Genomic DNA, 15,799 nt, shown 5'->3' with positions numbered 1-15,799 from the left:
CGACTGTGCGTTAGCATTCTCGGCAGGGATTGAGCCGGCTTGACGCGCACCGGGGCTCTCCGCCCCCCCTTGCCTGCGGAGGTGGCGAGGGCGAAACGCTAGCGAGTTCGACGAATGCGTATCGCTTGTGAATTGACCGGGAGGTCGATGGTAATGAATAGTTGCCCCTGTTCAATGGGTAGCGGGATAGCCCGGGAGGCTCCTTCCACCAACCCCTGAGCCGCCCAGCCTCCATCATTGAACTGACGCACGGTCAGCCGACTCCACCCCTGCCCTGCTTCGATGGAAACGTCCAGTGTGCCGGAGTCGACCCACTGATAGGCGGCGGGGGATGAACGCGCGTTGCCAGCTTCGAAATCGGTCGCGGCTAACTCACATAGGGCTGCCGGTGCAGCAATGGCATGCCAGGTAAACGCGGCGGGTTGCTCCTCGAATTGCTCGCGCACCAAGCGATGTGTGACACCCAGGTAGCGCAAGACAGAATCGAGTTCCGATTGGGCGGTGGTCATGTCATCTGTGCGGCGCAGCCAACTCTTGATGTGTCGAACAGCCTGCGGGTCGAGCGATTGGGTCGCATGCAGGCTACGGACTCCTGAAAGCTGTCCCAATTTGCCTAGCAAGAACTGCATTTGATAGGTGGCTTGCTGCCGTGCAGCGACTCCGGAAGAGTTCCCCTTGTTTGCCTGAGTTCCCCCTGCATCTTGCATCGCATTGGCTGCCGCTCCGTTGGCCCACACGAACGCATCGGAAGGAAGCGTCTGGGGGGCCCCGGGCACCTCGATAAATGTGATCCACATGTTCGCGACCAGCGTCATCTCGACCAGCGTGATGACCAATATCTTATCGGTGCGTTTTACCAACAGCAGCACGCAGACGGGGACCGCGCAAGCCAGTGCCACCGCCTGGGCGACAGCGTTGGAGACGGGAGGTCCCAACCAAGGGTCTGCCGCGCGTGATGCCAACCAGCGATCTACCGCAGAGCCATAGCCCGCGAAGGAGGTCCACCAGGCTAGTACGGCCACAACGCAGGCCAATGCAGAGAGGACGAAGAACAGTGAACGTCCGGCTTGAGCCGCTGGTGAGCTCACGCGTAAGGTCGAAGTTTGGTTGTACTGATAGGCAGCGAGTAAACTCGCTGCGGCAATGAACCAAATCGACCATTTGGCCGGATAGCGAAAACTAGGGTAACCCGGAATGATCTCCGTCAGCAACCAATAGACGGTGCCGTAGTGGTCTTTGGGGAGCGCTGCAGCCAACGCATCCCAACCAACTCCGGTCAGCAGCTGACGCAGCAGCCAGATCGGCGAGTAGTTGCCTATCGATGCTAGTAGCGAGAATAGCAAAAGCCCGATCAACCAACGCGAGGCTTTGTTCACCGCGCGTTGTCCGGTGGAATTTTGGGGGAACGCAAACTTGTTCTGCTGCGCGTGGGGATCCGCTCCGCGAGGGCGCGGGACGGAAGTGTTCGATGGTTGATCGACGCGTGCGGTAGGTTTCGCCATTCCTGGGGACCGACTCCCGCCGGAGAGTTGTGGCCAACGCTTGAATCTGCCCATGAGCGATTGACAGCGTCGCCAGCAGGCTGGAAAGAGCGTGGAGAGCACCAGCAGAGCTGGAAGGCAACCGAAATAGAGCGATGGAATCCACATGCGTCCCTCGCTCGGAAGGGCGTCCCACCAGCGAGAATTCTCGGGTTGGAAATTCCCCCCGAGTGTCGGCCAAAGGGTCGTTAGCAGGTGCCACGGAGAGAGGCTGAAGTCGTAGATCATCAACGAACTGCCGGAGGAATGTTCGCTTGCCTCGGCAAGGATGGCTTGAACTTGCGGATGGCTCGCGCTCGGCAGCTGGACCTGGCTGAGGCGACCCGTATGGCCGGCCCACTGCCGAGCGGGGATCCATTGAATGGCGGTGGCTGAGGCTATCAAGACAAGGGTAAGCAGCATCCAGAGGCAACGCTGTAGAAAACGTTCGATCTCGCGCCGTTGCTGTGCCTGATTCACTTTGGGAAACGGCCACGCTCGTAGACTCCTCGTCACGATTGCTAGTGAGAGAATCGCAATGGCATTGACCGCCGTTTGTAGATCTCCCGAGAGCAGCATGAGGCTGCAGGCAGTGCTAAATACGCAACAACTAGCTAACCATTGTGGTCTTTCGAATCGCATCAAGCGCGCCATGGCCCCGAGCGCGAATCCGATCCATGCGGCACTGCATAGATAGATCAGGTTGGAATGTTGGAAAATGACGGGGCAGCTAAGTGTAAAGCTGATCGCAGCTAGCCAACTGGCCGCACGAGAGAATCGCATCGATCGGCTGGCATATCGCATGCCCAAGGCAGCAAGTCCTAGATGCACCACGATGTACAAACTGTATCGCTGCGGTAGCGATAGTCCAGGGATCAGGAAGAGGACGCGCGGTGGATAGTAGAGGCCAACGCTCGGTTGGCCATCGGTCGAAACGCCGAGGCCCTCGTTCGCATTCCAGCTTGGAAATAGCTCGCCGTGCTGGAGGCGTTGGTCGAGCCATTCGAGTTGGGGATAGTAGAAATGAAAGCCATCGCGGAACGCGGGGACTTCCGAGTCGATCAAGCCCGGAGAAAACAGCCATAAAAGGCATATTAGGAGAGGAATCGCAAACGCAAACTCGTTTCGCGTTGCGGAATTCATCGGCTTGGATTATCCCGTATTACCTACCGCCATCAAGCCACTAAAACTACCCGGCGACGCGGGTCATTGCTTGAGCACGACTGACGGCTTTGGTCCGAACGACCGTATCTTCGGGTTTGCTCATTGGCATCGCTAGAGCCGCTTGCATAGCGTCGGACGCCGCTTGGGCTGTAATGTCGCTCAAGGGGACCAGTTTATCGGTCAAGACGGAAACAACATTCTCAGAGACTTGCACGAAGCCTCCTTCAATGAAATAGCTGTCCGTTTGGCTGGCGTTCTTCACATTGAGTGCGCCGTATCCCAATCGGCCTACCAACGGACTGTGCCCCTTGAGAATTCCCATTTCACCGTCGAACAACGGTACGGTAATGGAATCTGCTGTGACGTCCAATTCCGTTTGCTCAGGCGTGACTACCACGCATCGCAAGTCGCTCATGTTTGATAACTTTCCAGCTCAAGAGCTGCCTACAGACTAGAGGGTGGATTCACTTGGGGGAGGATTGACTACAAGGTGGATTCGACACCAGCGGCGGGCAATTTTGACTTGACCACACCGCTGGAATTCGACCTACCTCGGGAGGTTCGGGGCGGCTTATTTCTTGCTCTCAGCAGCCATGCGTTTGGCTTGCTCTTCGGCTTGCTCGATGGAGCCGACATACATAAAGGCCGCTTCGGGCAGGTGATCCCACTTGCCATCACAGATTTCTTCGAAGCTGCGAATCGTATCGGCAATCGTGGTGATTTCTCCAGGACGACCAATGAACTTTTCAGCCACCAAGAAGGGTTGCGACAGGAAGCGTTCGATGCGTCGGGCGCGATGCACGACCATCTTGTCATCTTCGCTCAATTCATCCACACCTAGGATGGCAATAATGTCTTGCAATTCACGGTAGCGTTGGAGGATCGTTTGAACGCGACGGGCGATATTGTAGTGGCGGTCCCCTACGTATTGCGGATCCAGAATCCGGCTGTTGGACGCCAGAGGATCGATGGCAGGATAAATACCCTTTTCGGAGATCGAACGCTCTAGATAGATAAACGCGTCCAACTGACCGAAGGCTGTGGCAGGAGCGGGGTCGGTCGGGTCATCCGCAGGTACATATACGGCTTGTACCGAAGTGATGGCACCCTTCTTCGTCGACGTAATTCGTTCTTGGAGGGCACCCATTTCTGTGGCCAGTGTAGGTTGATAACCTACCGCGGAGGGCATCCGTCCGAGCAGAGCCGATACTTCACTACCCGCTTGCGAGAAGCGGAAGATGTTATCGACAAACAACAGCGTATCTGCACCGGTTGTATCGCGGAAGAATTCGGCCATGGTCAACGCGGCCAAAGCCACGCGAAGACGTGAGCCTGGTGGCTCGTTCATTTGGCCGAAGAGCATGCAGGTTTGCTCAATTACCATGCGACCGGTTGTACCGATTTCAGTTTCCTGCATTTCCAACCACAGGTCGGTGCCTTCTCGAGTACGCTCTCCCACTCCGGCAAATACGGAGTAACCGCCGTGAGAGCTAGCGATACGAGCGATCAATTCGGTGAGAATAACCGTCTTGCCCAGACCGGCACCACCGAACAAACCCGCTTTTCCACCACGCACGAAGGGGGTCAGCAGGTCGACGACCTTGATCCCCGTTTCAAACAACTCGGTGTTGGTCGATAGTTGATCTACTGTGGGAGCGGCGCGGTGAATGGGCCAATAATCGTCGGCTGCGACGTCACCCCGTTTATCAACAGGCTGCCCCAATACATTGAAGACGCGTCCCAGGGTAGCTTGTCCAACAGGAACGGTGATCGGCTTGCCAGTGTCAACGCAATCCAGACCGCGTTGTAGACCTTCGGTGCTTCCGAGTGCTACGCAGCGTACGCGTCCGCCACCCAAGTGTTGTTGGATTTCACCGGTGAGGTCAATCTGCACCCCTTTAAGGTCCGATTGAATCTTGACGGCATTGTAAATTGGTGGCAGCTGGTCCAAAGGAAACTCGACATCGAAGGTCGAGCCGATCACTTGGGTGATACGTCCAACTTTGTTTCCGGTAGCAGTCGACATCTCGTTAATCCTTGCTTGGATCGATTTCTGAATGGTTTGGGATAGGGCCTTGGCCGGTGTGGGCTGGCGAGGTTTGGTTCGAGCGGATTCCGCTGACTAAGTTCGGATGAGTGATTTCGGGAAATCGCCCAAGTTTTGTGGTGTGCGGAGCTGGTTAAAAACCCCTCGGGATTCGTAACTAGTTTTCCATGGCTTCCACACCACCAATGATTTCCATGATCTCTTGAGTAATCTTGGATTGTCGAGCTCGGTTGAACGTCATCGAGAGTTGCTTGATGATGTCTCCGGCGTTCTCGGTTGCACTCTTCATGGCTACCATCCGAGCAATTTGCTCGCTCACGGCAGCATCGAGAAAACACTTGAACAGTTTGACTCGGAAACTGGCTGGTACCACCTCTTCCAAGATCGACTCGGCCGAGGGAAGAAATTCGTAATCCGCATTCTTCCCATCGGGAGATGCGTTTGCTGTTTCTTCCGCAGTGGGCTGGGCGAACGGGAGGAGCGTCTCGACGACCGGAACTTGCTTGGAAACGCTGATGAAACGGGTGAAGACCACGTCCAAGCGATCCATCCGTCCGGAGGTGAACTCCTCCATCAAGCGGTCGGCAATCGCTGCCACTTCTTCAAAGGCGGGTTGGTCTTCGAAGTGGGTGTACATCTCATCAATCTTGACCTCGCGAAACTTCATGGCGGAGATGCCACGTTTGCCGCTGATCTCAAAATCGAGCTCGATGCCACTTTCGCTAACTTCCTTGCGTCGCAGCAAGGCAGCACGAATCACACCACCGTTGTAACCGCCGCATAGGCCACGATTGCTAGTTAGCATCAGCATTGTGGACGATTTGACAGTCGCTCGCTCGGCGAGGAGCGGATGCGAAACCTCAAGACCCGCCGAAGCCAGATCTCGCACGATTTGCGTGATTCGCTCGGTGTAGTCATTGGCAGCGGCCGCCCGGTCCATGGCCTTCTTGAAACGCGCGGTGGCGATCAATTCCATCGTTCGCGTGATCTTGCGAATATTGCGAACTGACTTGCGTCGCTTATCGAGTTCCCTGATGTTTGCCATGTGTTCTCTAAGCCTAAGCCGCCGGAATAATAAAGCTACGGTTGGTGTCGTACCTACAACTGCTTAGGTCGCAGGTTTGTAGGTCTTCGCAAATTCTTGAATGGCCGCCTTGATGCCCTCTTCGACCTCAGCGGTCAATTCGTTGGAATCTTCCAGCTTCTTCATCACGTCTGCTTTGCGATCACGCATGAATTGGACCAATTGCTTTTCGAAGTCCGAGACGTTCTCGACTGGAACGCTATCCATCAAACCGCGAGTCGCTGCGTAGATTCCGATGACCTGCTCATGGACGCTCTTGGGCTCAAACAGTGGCTGCTTGAGCAGTTCCACCATGCGATATCCACGATCGAGACGTGCTTGGGTGGCAGGGTCCAGATCGGTTCCAAGTTGGGCAAACGCCTCCAATTCGCGGAAGGAAGCGAGATCCAGGCGAAGGCTACCGGCGACCTTCTTCATGGCCTTGATCTGAGCGGCTGCACCTACTCGAGAGACGGAAATCCCAGCGTTCATCGCAGGACGGATGCCCTTGAAGAACAGGTCGGGTTGCAAGTAGATTTGTCCGTCAGTGATGGAAATCACGTTCGTCGGGATATAGGCGGAAACTTCGCCTTCTTGCGTTTCGATGATTGGCAAGCTGGTAAGCGAACCGCCTCCCAAATCGTCGGACAGTTTGGCAGAGCGTTCGAGCAACCGGCTGTGACAGTAGAACACGTCACCAGGGTAAGCCTCGCGTCCTGGTGGACGTCGCATCAGCAACGACAGCTGACGGTAGGCAACCGCTTGCTTGCTCAAATCGTCATAGACGATCAGCGCGTGTTGACCATTGTACATGAAGTACTCGGCCATTGCGGTTCCCGAATAGGGAGCCATGTATTGCAGTGGAGCGGGTGTACTGGCACCTGACACGACCACGGTGGTGTAGTCCATTGCACCATACTTACGCAGCGTTTCAATCACCAGGGCGACCGAGGAGTCCTTTTGGCCGATGGCTACATAGAAGCACTTAACGCCCGTGTCCTTCTGGTTCAGGATCGCATCGATGGCAACCGAGGTCTTACCGGTTTTACGGTCACCGATGATCAATTCCCGTTGTCCACGGCCGATGGGGGTCATGGCATCAATGGCCTTGATCCCGGTTTGCAGTGGTTCGTGAACTGGTTGGCGTTCTGCTACACCCGTGGCGATGATTTCGACGGGGCGTTGTTCGGTGGACTCGACGGGGCCACGTCCATCGAGCGGGTTGCCGAGGGGATCGACCACGCGGCCGATAATTCCCTCGCCGACTGGCACGCTCAGGAGTTTGCCGAGGGCTTTGACTTCGTCGCCTTCACTAATCGTCAGGTAGTCACCGAGAATAATGATACCGACGGAGTTTTCTTCCAAGTTAAAGGCGAGGCCGATAACTCCACTAGGAAACTGCACCATTTCCCCAGCCATGACGCCGGACAATCCGTACACGCGTGCGATACCGTCGCTAACCTCCAGGACGGTTCCGACTTCGCGGACGTCCATTTGATTCTCGAACGTTTCGATTTCTCTTTGAATCACCGAGGCGATTTCGTCCGAGTTGAACTTCATGGCCCTACCCCGAAAACAGTATTAGATGTAATGATGGAAATGGTCTTGCAACAATGCTGCCTGGCAAACAAACGGACTGCCAAACGTTGGTGCGACCTAAATAATGTCTTGTATTCTGCTAGTTGGACAACAGCGATTCGTAGCGGTCGCGAATGGCTCGTTGCACTCCGTCGGTGACGGCACTCTTTAGGGAATCAAGCTTGCCCGAGGCACTACCATCGAGGACTTGATCGCCAATCTTCAGTACGATACCGCCCATTAAGCCAGCATCGACCGATTCGACCAAAACCGCTTCCCTACCGTAGGCTTGGCGAAGTCGCTCGGCGATTTGATGCCGTTGGTCATCGTTGAGCGGTTGTGCGGAAGTGACGGATACCCGTGTCTTGCCGAGTTGCTCTTCGCGAAGCAGTTTGGAAGTGACTTGGATAGCTCTTAGGGAATCAATGCGTCCGCGGCGGCATAGGATTTTGATGAAATTCAGCAACGTGCCATTGATACGGCCGTTAAAAATCCGATCTAGCATCGACTCTTTCTGCTCCTGCGTGATGCGAGGAGAGGAGAGCGCTTGTTCCAGGTTCGGATGTGTGTCCAGACACTCTTTGACCACTGCTTCGAATTCGCCCACGATGTGGTCTACCGAATCGCCAGCGGCGGCCAGCAAGGCCTTGGCGTAAAGCCCGCCGACTTGCTGTTGATCGCTGTCAAGAACGGTTTCGTGTTGAGAGATCTCAGTCATCATTGCCTTACAAATCGTCTGCGGACCCTTGGAGCAGTTTCCGATGTTCCTTCAACTGGCGTCGTACGCGAATCGATGGGCATCGCTACCTTCGGTTTCACACCCGACAGTTAGTTGTTACTGGGAAGTTTGGACAACATCTCTTGAATCAAGCTTTGGTGGTCATCGGCTTTGATTTCGCGTCCGACGATCCGCTGGGCTACCGACATGGCAACATCGGCGGACTGGCCAGCCAATTCACTGAGAGCGACGCGTTTAGCCGATTCGATATCAGCCACAGCGCGATCTCGTTGACGGGCTGCTTCCTCTTGAGCTGAAGCAATCAGCTTTTGACCGGCGGCTTCTGCATCCTTGCGTGCTTCGGCCACGATCTGCTGTGCCTCTTCGGCTGCGGTTGCTAGCTTCGCTTCGTATTGAGCCAGCTTGGCGGTGGCCTGTTGGGCCGCTTGCTCAGCTTGTTCAATGTTTCCCGCGATGCGTCGCTCACGCTTTTCTAGACCTTGCATAATGGGCTTCCAAGCCACGCTATACAGGCCCGCCAGCAACAGTAAGAAGACGATTGCAGTGAAGAATGCCAAGTCGGTGCGGAAGTCGGTGACTTCGTACAGGGCATCCGTGACATTGGCATGCGTCGGGTCGGTGTCGTGATGCTCTCCCCCGTGCTCTGCTGAAGCCGGCTCGTGCGCGGCTGCAGGTTCCTTAGCTTCCGTGGGCTCGGTGGAATGGTCTTCCGGCTGTTCGCTGGTGGCGGCAGCTGGAGCTGTATCCTTGGCTTCGGCAGCATCCGCATCTGATTGCGCATGGACTGCAGAACCGGCCAATACGAGGCCAAACCAAGCTGTAATTACTAAGGTAGTGAGAAATCGACGCGACATGACTTGCTTGCATCCAATCTAAGGTCTTATCAGTGCTTGGGAATTGCAGTCTGCATTCCAGCGCCAGCCGACGAATCGATTGACGCTGAAGGGACGTGCGAATTAGCTACAAACGATAACCGCGTAAAACGCAAGACCTTCGATCAGTGCGGCGGCGATAATCATCAGTGTTTGGATCGTGCCCGAAGCTTCTGGTTGACGAGCAACCGATTCAACGGCTCCCTTAGCCAGCATGCCAATACCGATAGCAGCTCCAATTACAGCCAAGCCAGCACCAATTTGCGATGGAATGCTGAACGCTTGCTCTTGGGCAGCAGCTGGGGAAGCCAACACGATGAACAGACCCAAGGTCCACATAGCGGTGCGAACGGCTTTAATCACGGAATGTCTCCTCAAAAGACGATTAACTAGGTTAGTGGTGGTGTGTTGCGCTGCCCACGAAAAAGGCGGCCAGCAAGGTAAATACGTATGCTTGCAGAAAAGCTACAAACAGTTCCATAAAGCTCAATAGGGTGGTGCCCAAAATTGCAACGATGGACAATGCGGTCCAGGAACCAGCATGCATGGTGGCGGCGTGCGCACCAAAGGCTAGTCCCATGACGCCCAGCAATACCATGTGACCGGCCACCATGTTGGCAAGGAGTCGAATGGCCAGAATTGCGTGTTTGATGAACAGCGAAGCAAATTCAATGACCCACACCATCGGAATGATGAAGATCGCCAAGTAGATAGGTAGACCTAGCTCCGGGCATAAGTTTTTCAAATAGCCGACGAGACCAAAGTGGCGGATGCCAAGCGTCGATCCGACTAGGAATACGAACAACGCCAGGACGGCTGTGACCGCCAATGCGGCGGTTGGCGAGCCGACCCAGGGGAGCATGCCCATCAAGTTGCAGCCAAGGATGAACATGAACATCGTCCAAAACAGCGGCATGAACTTTGGCGAGTCGTGCGGGTCAATGCCCTTCTCGACAATGTCGGTTTTGATGAAAGCTAGGAAACTCTCGAGCAGATTCCAGACTTTACCCTTCGGGGCATCGCCGTTCTGAATCTTGCCAGCCAGCCACTTGAAGACGACTAGAATCAACACCGCTACGATGACCTCGATGATCATGTAGCGAGAGATCGCGAAACCCGATTGCTTCTCGTAGGCGTTCCGCAGTGTTCCAAAGGGCTGAGGAACGAAAACTTTTCCGGAGAGATGCTGGTTGTATTCGGTAAGCTTGGGAGCGGACCAATTGCCCTGGTCGCTAGCCAAGTATTCGTCGAGTGTTTGACGGTCGTCCATGCTGTGACGGATTTCCGCCCAGTCTTTGCTCAGGGACTCGCTGTCGGTGACGCTTAGCATCCAGGAAAGTTGTGCGTCTGGATGATCTGCCAAGTAGGCGGCAGCCGCATCTTGTGGCTTGTCGGCCTGCGTCTTCGCCCATTTTTCCGCCTTGGCCTTGAACTCGGCGACGGAATCTTCGACATATTGATCGAAGGGACGTCCATGACGCTCTTTGGGTTGGGCGTGTTGCCAATCGTGCCAAGCGTGCTTTGCGTCATGCAAGGCCTTGGGGTTGGGGACGACTGCAGACAGCTCTTCGATAATGCGATCCGCTTCCCAATCTTGATAATCCGCATCATTGCGAATCACCCAGTTGCCAACCTGGTCAGCTAACTGCGTAGGGGAGTCGTAATCCGCACGCCACAGTTTACGTGGCACGTCGAAGTAGTAACTGTCCTTGATGTGCAGGAGTGGATCAGATGCCATGCTGCATTGCTCTAGCGTGAAGAGTCGGCGGGTGAATGCTCACAGGAATTCTCCTGCCGCTTGACGTCTCGGATTTGAAGCCATGATTCTAATGGCAGCGCGACGAAATAACAGGCCATCAACGTCATCAAGTAGCAATTTCTTTCGTCTTCGATCCACATTCGAGAAAGGGCGATGCACGGAAGCAGCGTTGCTAGCCGCCACGCAACTGCGGCCAGTTGCGTCGCTGCGCCATTAGATAGCAGTGTTCCCAACCAAATTCCAGGTACGCAGCCTAGAACCGTGCACAGGGTTGCTACCAGGGCCGGCCAGGGGTTCTGCGGGGTGACGTGGCTAAATGTCGCAAGGTTGATGGCCACTGCTGCCAAGGCGATCGCGGCCACCAGAATTACAGTATCCAAGATGCGGGTGGAGCGGTTGTGGGGGGCGGTCGGCGTCGATTGAGCTGCTTGTTTGTTGGGAGGCGGAGTGGGGGGCGTTGCGGGCGGCATGGATGTTGACATTGGTGGGTTGGTTGTTACGAATCGTGGAACTGCCCCGTAATGCTGGCGTGTTAGCATCCATCGCTGCCATCGCTGCCATCGCTGCCGTCGCCGCTGTCGCCGCTGTCGCCGCTGTCGCTCGGGCGGCGCGGCTCACCGGGCTGCGGCCACTCGTCGAGATCTGGCGCGGCTGGCGGATCCGGAGGCAATGCGGTGCCGCCAGCGGCCGGGATGAGTTTCGAGGCCAGGGTCAGTAGGAAGATGGTTGCCAGCGCAATGCCGATCCCAAATCCTGCCGGGGTTAGCCAGGTGGTTTGCAGACGCTCGTCGAGATACCGTCCTGCTAGGCCCGGGGCGAGCATTAGGATGACGACGGCGATGGTCCGCGAGAGCCATTGGGTCGATTGCTCGAAGAGTCGGTCCGCTTTGGATTTGGGGTTGGTCATGGTTGAAGCTGTTTAGCCTGCGGGTGGCGTCGCGGTTCCAGAAGGGTGGCTTGTGGTGTGCGTCTGGGGAGGTTGGAGCGGACAGTTGGTGTCAGGATCGGCCTCGCTCAACTAGTTGGTGGATTCTACGCGCAACTCCGCCGGATTCCTAAGGGGGCGTTTGGGGGCAGAGAGAGCTTTAAGGGCTTGATTAGGGCTAGCAATTGATCAATTGCAGGTCTTACTGGAGTGGTGTTCAAATGTTCACAATCTAGTAAGTTGAGTGTTCTGTTGTCATACTTGTAAAGGCGTCTGAGGTGCCTTTGGATAAGGTTTGCGGGAATTACCCAGGTTCGTAACAACTGCGGCCCTGCGTGGCTCCTTCAGGTTCTCGTTTGACAGCAGGTCCGTATATAGGGTTGCCGGCCAAACGGGATAGGCTCCGCTCGCTCCCACCTAACTGGTCCCCTTCTGGGACTTTCGAGAAAACTTCCAATCAAGCTGGAGTGCAATGTTGAATACTACTGCCGAGCTAAAAGCGCACACGAAAGCTGATTTGGCCGCCATGGCAAAACGCCTTGGGGTTGCGGTGACCGGAAGTATGCGAAAGGACGAGCTGGTGTCCGTCGTCGCTAAGGCCTCCAAGGCCTCCGCGCGAGGCAAGGTGACCAAAGCTAGGGCAAAGGCGGGGACGAAAAGCAAAGCTTCTAAATCTCCGAAAAGTCCAATTGCCAAAACGCGTTCTGCCACCAAGCAATCAGCGGCTTCCAAGTCGGTGGCTGCTCACGCAGAAGTGGGGAAGACCGCTAAAGCCGAAGCAGCAGGTGCCCGCCGCTCTAAAACCAATGGCAAGTCCTCCGGTCCGCAAGCTGCGGGACGAACCACCTCGAGTAATTCTAAACGAAATCCTGGTTCCAAAGTAGCGTCCAAAGCAATTGCCGCTGCCAAGCCCTCTGCGAGCAGTGGTGGTCGCAAGGGGCGGTCTGCGGATGAAGTGGTCGCGGCACCCAAGCGTGCCGTCTCTGATAAGAAAAAGGCGGTAGTGTCCAAATCCAAAACCAACCCGAATGTTTTGAAACGCATCCGAGAGCTTCAGAATCAAAAGGAATCCAGTAAGGATATCTCGTTCCGCCCAACACTCGTGCGACCACCAGGAGCGTCGGAACCGATTTGGGAAAAGGAACCTCAGTCGGATCGCATTGCTCTGTTCGTTCGCGATGCCTACTGGTTGCATGCGGCCTGGGACATTACTCGCAATGCAATCGATCGCGCCAAAGCGGCCATGGCCGAACAGTGGCACGGGGCCAAGCCGGTTCTGCGTCTACTTCGACTCGACGATGGCAGCACCACCAGCTCTTCTGAGACGGTAGAACGCGATATCGAAATTCACGGTGGTTTGCGCAATTGGTACATCGACTGGAGTGGCGAGTCGGTGAGGTTTAGGGTCTTAGTCGGCTACTTGGCGCCGAACGGACGCTACCATGCAATTGCGAAGAGCAATATTGTCCGCACTCCCGCGGCAGGCACACCTGAGGCGGTTGACGAGAATTGGTCGGACGCCAGTGCGGAGAGCGAACGAATCTATGCGCTCAGTGGAGGATACGACGGTGAGCAGGAAACCAGTGAGTTGAAGCAGGTTCTCGAGGATCGGACTCATCGCAATTTGGGAGCTCCGGCACTTGCGAAAATTGGAGTGGCAGCCGAGAGTCCATTTCGTCGACGCGGCGGATTTCATTTCGATATGGAAGTCGAACTGGTCGTTTACGGCTCCACCGTTCCAGATGGCTATTTGACACTTAGCGGGGAACCCGTCTCGCTGCGGTCTGACGGATCGTTTGCCGTTCGGCTTCCGTTTCCCGATCGTCGCCAAGTTCTGCCCGCGGTGGCTTGCGCTCGAGATGGCAGCCAGCAGCGCACCATTGTCGTTGCGGTAGAGCGCAATACCAAGGTCATGGAGCCGTTAGAAAAAGAGCGGGATACGGGTGAGTAGCCCTGGCGATCGCCGCGCCGAAGGTGCGCCGGAGTTTGCCCAACCCAGTCGCCAAGGTGCGACTTCAACCTCCGGGGTTTTTCCAGTGGCTGCAGCAGCCGTAGCGGACCTGTCGCAGGAGCTGATTGCTTGGTTCAAGCCAGCTCTTTCTTATGTCGTTGCGCTCAGTGGTGGTGTCGATAGCGCCGTGGTTGCCAAGGCGGCAAAGTTGTCGGGGGTATCCGCTTCCGCAGCTACCGCTCGCAGCCCCAGCGTGTCTGCGGTCGAACTCAGCGATGTTCGGCGGCTGGTGGACCAGTTGCAGATCCCCCACGAATTCATCGATACGCGCGAAGTGCTGGATGCCAATTACCGCGTCAATGATGCCCGTCGCTGTTACTACTGCAAGTCGACGTTGTTCTCAGCGGTCCGTAGCCGATTTTCAGATGCAATCATCTTGACTGGGACGAACTGGGATGATCTCGGGGATTACCGCCCGGGATTGACCGCCGCGCAGGAAGCCTCGGTGCAGTCACCTTTGGTCGATTTGCAAATCGGAAAGCAGCAGGTTCGCCAGCTGGCAGAATTTTGGCAGTTGCATGTCGCCGAGAAACCCGCCAGCCCGTGCCTCGCCTCGCGTATCGCCCATGGCGTGCCAGTAACCGAAACGCGGTTGGCCATGGTCGAGCAAGCGGAAGGGTTCCTCAGGGGACTGGGGCTGACCGAATTTCGCGTGCGTTTGCATGCCGACGAGGTGGCTCGCTTGGAGGTGGCTCCATCGGCAATTTCCTGGCTGGCCAGTCCTGAGATTTCGCAGCAAATCACCGCGGCGCTCAAGTCCATGGGATTTCGATTCGTGACGCTCGATTTGGAAGGTTTCCGCTCTGGGAGTTTAAATCCCGTTTTCCAAATCGACAACGTTAATTCTGGAACGCGTTCGCGTTAAAGCCCTCGCCGATCTGGGAGAAGGGGAGCACGCCGTAAATGCCGCGTGTGAACACTTGATCGACAAAGTCATCGAAGCGGCTGATCGGCGTTGGAGGCACGATGATCAAGTCGTTGTCTCGGAGCCAGATCTCGTCGGTTGGAAGTGGCACCTTGCCAAGATGAGCACCCTTGATGTCAATTCTGGTCGCCAGTAAACGCCAGTCTTCCGCACGGCGGAAGATGACAATTTCGCGACGATTTCCGCCGACGGTGATGCCTTGTGCCATCGCCAACGCTTGGGTGATCGAAGTGGGACCATTGAGTTGGTAGCGATCCGGGCGACCCACCTTGCCGTAGACAAAGACGAAGTGCTGGGCTTCCTGGTCCAGAATGGGTTCGACCTCCAGCCCGCTCACGATCTGCCGATATTGTAAATTGACTTCGCGTTTTAGTTCATCCAGCGTCATCCCTTGAACGGTCAAAGCGCCCAGCTTGGGCAGCCGCAGCGTTCCATCGGGATGAACATTGTCGCTGAAGCTCTGGCCGCCGTTACCGGCTCTCGCATCCACCGAGGAGCGGATATCTTCCAGCAGTGTATTGGTGCTGATGGGGATCACGTCGAACTTGGGCTTTTTGACCACGTCGCTCACTCCCAGGTTGATCTGCCTTCGGAGTTGAGGGATCGTTAGTCCTGCAGCGCGAACCTGTCCCAGGTGTGGCAAGTACAGCATGCCATCGGGTTGGATAACGATGCCGCGTCCCAAAACCAGATCGCCCAGTCGAATCGTGTCGTCGTCATTAGAGGATATCTGCAATTCATCGCCCACCTGGAGCTTGAAACTATCGCTGAGTAGTTCCCGCGACAGTACATAGACGAATCGGATTCGATCCCCCACGCGGACGCGATAGTCGATGGTCGAGGGCAAGCGGATCGGGCCTAAATGCTCACCGTGGGCCAGTGGTTGAAAGTTGTATCGATGCAGGTCGCCCCAGGTTTGGGTTCCCATAGCGCATGTATCTGCGCAGTCGACAGCTACCGTGCATGGGGCGCATCTTCCGGCCTCGACTTGTGGCTGAGGGGGCGGGTTGTGGGCTGAAAAACTATAGCGGTTGATGCCGCTGCTCGTCCCCGTGAGCGGCGCGTCGCTAGGCCCGCTCTGCCCTAGGGATGGGGTCGGAGCTAGAGCCAACGCGCACCACAGAGTTGCAGTCAGGCAACGTTGCCAGCCATCAACTTGGAATAGTTTGGATCGCATAGTCGGTGTCAGTATGGAA

General features: G+C 56.1%; 14 protein-coding genes. 2 read left to right on the top strand and 12 right to left on the bottom strand.

Annotation, left to right across the window (positions count from 1 at the left end; genetic code table 11):
- Positions 1-98: 98 nt before the first annotated feature.
- The 11 genes from Q31a_RS23895 to Q31a_RS23845 all read right to left on the bottom strand — a co-directional run bounded on the left by Q31a_RS23895 (position 99) and on the right by Q31a_RS23845 (position 11,649).
- On the bottom strand, positions 99-2,663 hold the full coding sequence (locus Q31a_RS23895; protein WP_145083428.1) for a YfhO family protein: 2,565 nt from the start codon (positions 2,661-2,663) through the stop codon (positions 99-101).
- Positions 2,664-2,709: 46 nt separating this feature from the next.
- Positions 2,710-3,099, bottom strand: coding sequence for an ATP synthase F1 subunit epsilon (atpC, locus tag Q31a_RS23890; protein WP_145083425.1), 390 nt, complete (start codon positions 3,097-3,099; stop codon positions 2,710-2,712).
- A gap of 156 nt (positions 3,100-3,255) precedes the next feature.
- Positions 3,256-4,710 (bottom strand): F0F1 ATP synthase subunit beta, encoded by a 1,455-nt coding sequence (gene atpD, locus Q31a_RS23885; protein WP_145083422.1) that lies wholly within the window; start codon positions 4,708-4,710, stop codon positions 3,256-3,258.
- 178 nt (positions 4,711-4,888) lie between these two features.
- Positions 4,889-5,776: an ATP synthase F1 subunit gamma gene (gene atpG / locus Q31a_RS23880; protein WP_145083419.1), complete on the bottom strand. Its 888-nt coding sequence runs from the start codon at positions 5,774-5,776 to the stop codon at positions 4,889-4,891.
- Between the two features lie 63 nt (positions 5,777-5,839).
- Complete coding sequence (gene atpA, locus Q31a_RS23875) at positions 5,840-7,354, bottom strand: F0F1 ATP synthase subunit alpha (protein ID WP_145083416.1); 1,515 nt, start codon at positions 7,352-7,354, stop codon at positions 5,840-5,842.
- 118 nt (positions 7,355-7,472) lie between these two features.
- Complete coding sequence (gene atpH, locus Q31a_RS23870; protein ID WP_145083413.1) at positions 7,473-8,093, bottom strand: ATP synthase F1 subunit delta; 621 nt, start codon at positions 8,091-8,093, stop codon at positions 7,473-7,475.
- Positions 8,094-8,200: 107 nt separating this feature from the next.
- Complete coding sequence (gene atpF, locus Q31a_RS23865; protein WP_145083410.1) at positions 8,201-8,965, bottom strand: F0F1 ATP synthase subunit B; 765 nt, start codon at positions 8,963-8,965, stop codon at positions 8,201-8,203.
- A gap of 102 nt (positions 8,966-9,067) precedes the next feature.
- On the bottom strand, positions 9,068-9,346 hold the full coding sequence (gene atpE, locus Q31a_RS23860) for an ATP synthase F0 subunit C (RefSeq protein WP_315851636.1): 279 nt from the start codon (positions 9,344-9,346) through the stop codon (positions 9,068-9,070).
- Between the two features lie 31 nt (positions 9,347-9,377).
- Entirely contained in the window at positions 9,378-10,721 is a 1,344-nt protein-coding gene (gene atpB / locus Q31a_RS23855) for a F0F1 ATP synthase subunit A (RefSeq protein ID WP_145083407.1), read from the bottom strand.
- An 11-nt stretch (positions 10,722-10,732) separates the two neighbouring features.
- Positions 10,733-11,224 carry a hypothetical protein gene (locus Q31a_RS23850; protein ID WP_145083404.1) on the bottom strand — a complete coding sequence of 164 codons (492 nt, stop codon included), beginning with the start codon at positions 11,222-11,224 and terminating at the stop codon, positions 10,733-10,735.
- A gap of 50 nt (positions 11,225-11,274) precedes the next feature.
- Positions 11,275-11,649, bottom strand: coding sequence for a hypothetical protein (locus Q31a_RS23845; RefSeq protein ID WP_145083400.1), 375 nt, complete (start codon positions 11,647-11,649; stop codon positions 11,275-11,277).
- Positions 11,650-12,139: 490 nt separating this feature from the next.
- Here Q31a_RS23845 and Q31a_RS23840 point away from each other — a divergent pair, with 490 nt between their 5' ends.
- Both Q31a_RS23840 and larE read left to right on the top strand, forming a co-directional pair.
- The gene (locus tag Q31a_RS23840; RefSeq protein ID WP_145083397.1) at positions 12,140-13,618 is read left to right on the top strand and encodes a DUF4912 domain-containing protein; all 1,479 of its coding nucleotides are present in this window, start codon (positions 12,140-12,142) and stop codon (positions 13,616-13,618) included.
- Positions 13,611-14,543, top strand: coding sequence for an ATP-dependent sacrificial sulfur transferase LarE (gene larE / locus Q31a_RS23835; protein WP_197355599.1), 933 nt, complete (start codon positions 13,611-13,613; stop codon positions 14,541-14,543). The genes Q31a_RS23840 and larE overlap by 8 nt, the downstream gene beginning before the upstream one ends.
- On the opposite strand, the gene Q31a_RS23830 is transcribed toward larE, so the two are convergent.
- The gene (locus Q31a_RS23830; protein ID WP_145083394.1) at positions 14,518-15,780 is read right to left on the bottom strand and encodes a polysaccharide biosynthesis/export family protein; all 1,263 of its coding nucleotides are present in this window, start codon (positions 15,778-15,780) and stop codon (positions 14,518-14,520) included. The genes larE and Q31a_RS23830 overlap by 26 nt on opposite strands.
- Positions 15,781-15,799: the final 19 nt, after the last annotated feature.

This window comes from Aureliella helgolandensis (genome assembly GCF_007752135.1).
GTDB lineage: Bacteria > Planctomycetota > Planctomycetia > Pirellulales > Pirellulaceae > Aureliella > Aureliella helgolandensis.
This window is presented reverse-complemented; position numbering and strand designations above follow the sequence as displayed.

What these genes read in the sequence shown, in the direction of transcription:
- Q31a_RS23895 (WP_145083428.1), bottom strand. Translation starts at nt 2,663, where the DNA reads ATGAATTCCGCAACGCGAAACGAGTTTGCGTTTGCGATTCCTCTCCTA.
- atpC (WP_145083425.1), bottom strand. Translation starts at nt 3,099, where the DNA reads ATGAGCGACTTGCGATGCGTGGTAGTCACGCCTGAGCAAACGGAATTG.
- atpD (WP_145083422.1), bottom strand. Translation starts at nt 4,710, where the DNA reads ATGTCGACTGCTACCGGAAACAAAGTTGGACGTATCACCCAAGTGATC.
- atpG (WP_145083419.1), bottom strand. Translation starts at nt 5,776, where the DNA reads ATGGCAAACATCAGGGAACTCGATAAGCGACGCAAGTCAGTTCGCAAT.
- atpA (WP_145083416.1), bottom strand. Translation starts at nt 7,354, where the DNA reads ATGAAGTTCAACTCGGACGAAATCGCCTCGGTGATTCAAAGAGAAATC.
- atpH (WP_145083413.1), bottom strand. Translation starts at nt 8,093, where the DNA reads ATGATGACTGAGATCTCTCAACACGAAACCGTTCTTGACAGCGATCAA.
- atpF (WP_145083410.1), bottom strand. Translation starts at nt 8,965, where the DNA reads ATGTCGCGTCGATTTCTCACTACCTTAGTAATTACAGCTTGGTTTGGC.
- atpB (WP_145083407.1), bottom strand. Translation starts at nt 10,721, where the DNA reads ATGGCATCTGATCCACTCCTGCACATCAAGGACAGTTACTACTTCGAC.
- Q31a_RS23850 (WP_145083404.1), bottom strand. Translation starts at nt 11,224, where the DNA reads ATGTCAACATCCATGCCGCCCGCAACGCCCCCCACTCCGCCTCCCAAC.
- Q31a_RS23845 (WP_145083400.1), bottom strand. Translation starts at nt 11,649, where the DNA reads ATGACCAACCCCAAATCCAAAGCGGACCGACTCTTCGAGCAATCGACC.
- Q31a_RS23840 (WP_145083397.1), top strand. Translation starts at nt 12,140, where the DNA reads ATGTTGAATACTACTGCCGAGCTAAAAGCGCACACGAAAGCTGATTTG.
- Q31a_RS23830 (WP_145083394.1), bottom strand. Translation starts at nt 15,780, where the DNA reads ATGCGATCCAAACTATTCCAAGTTGATGGCTGGCAACGTTGCCTGACT.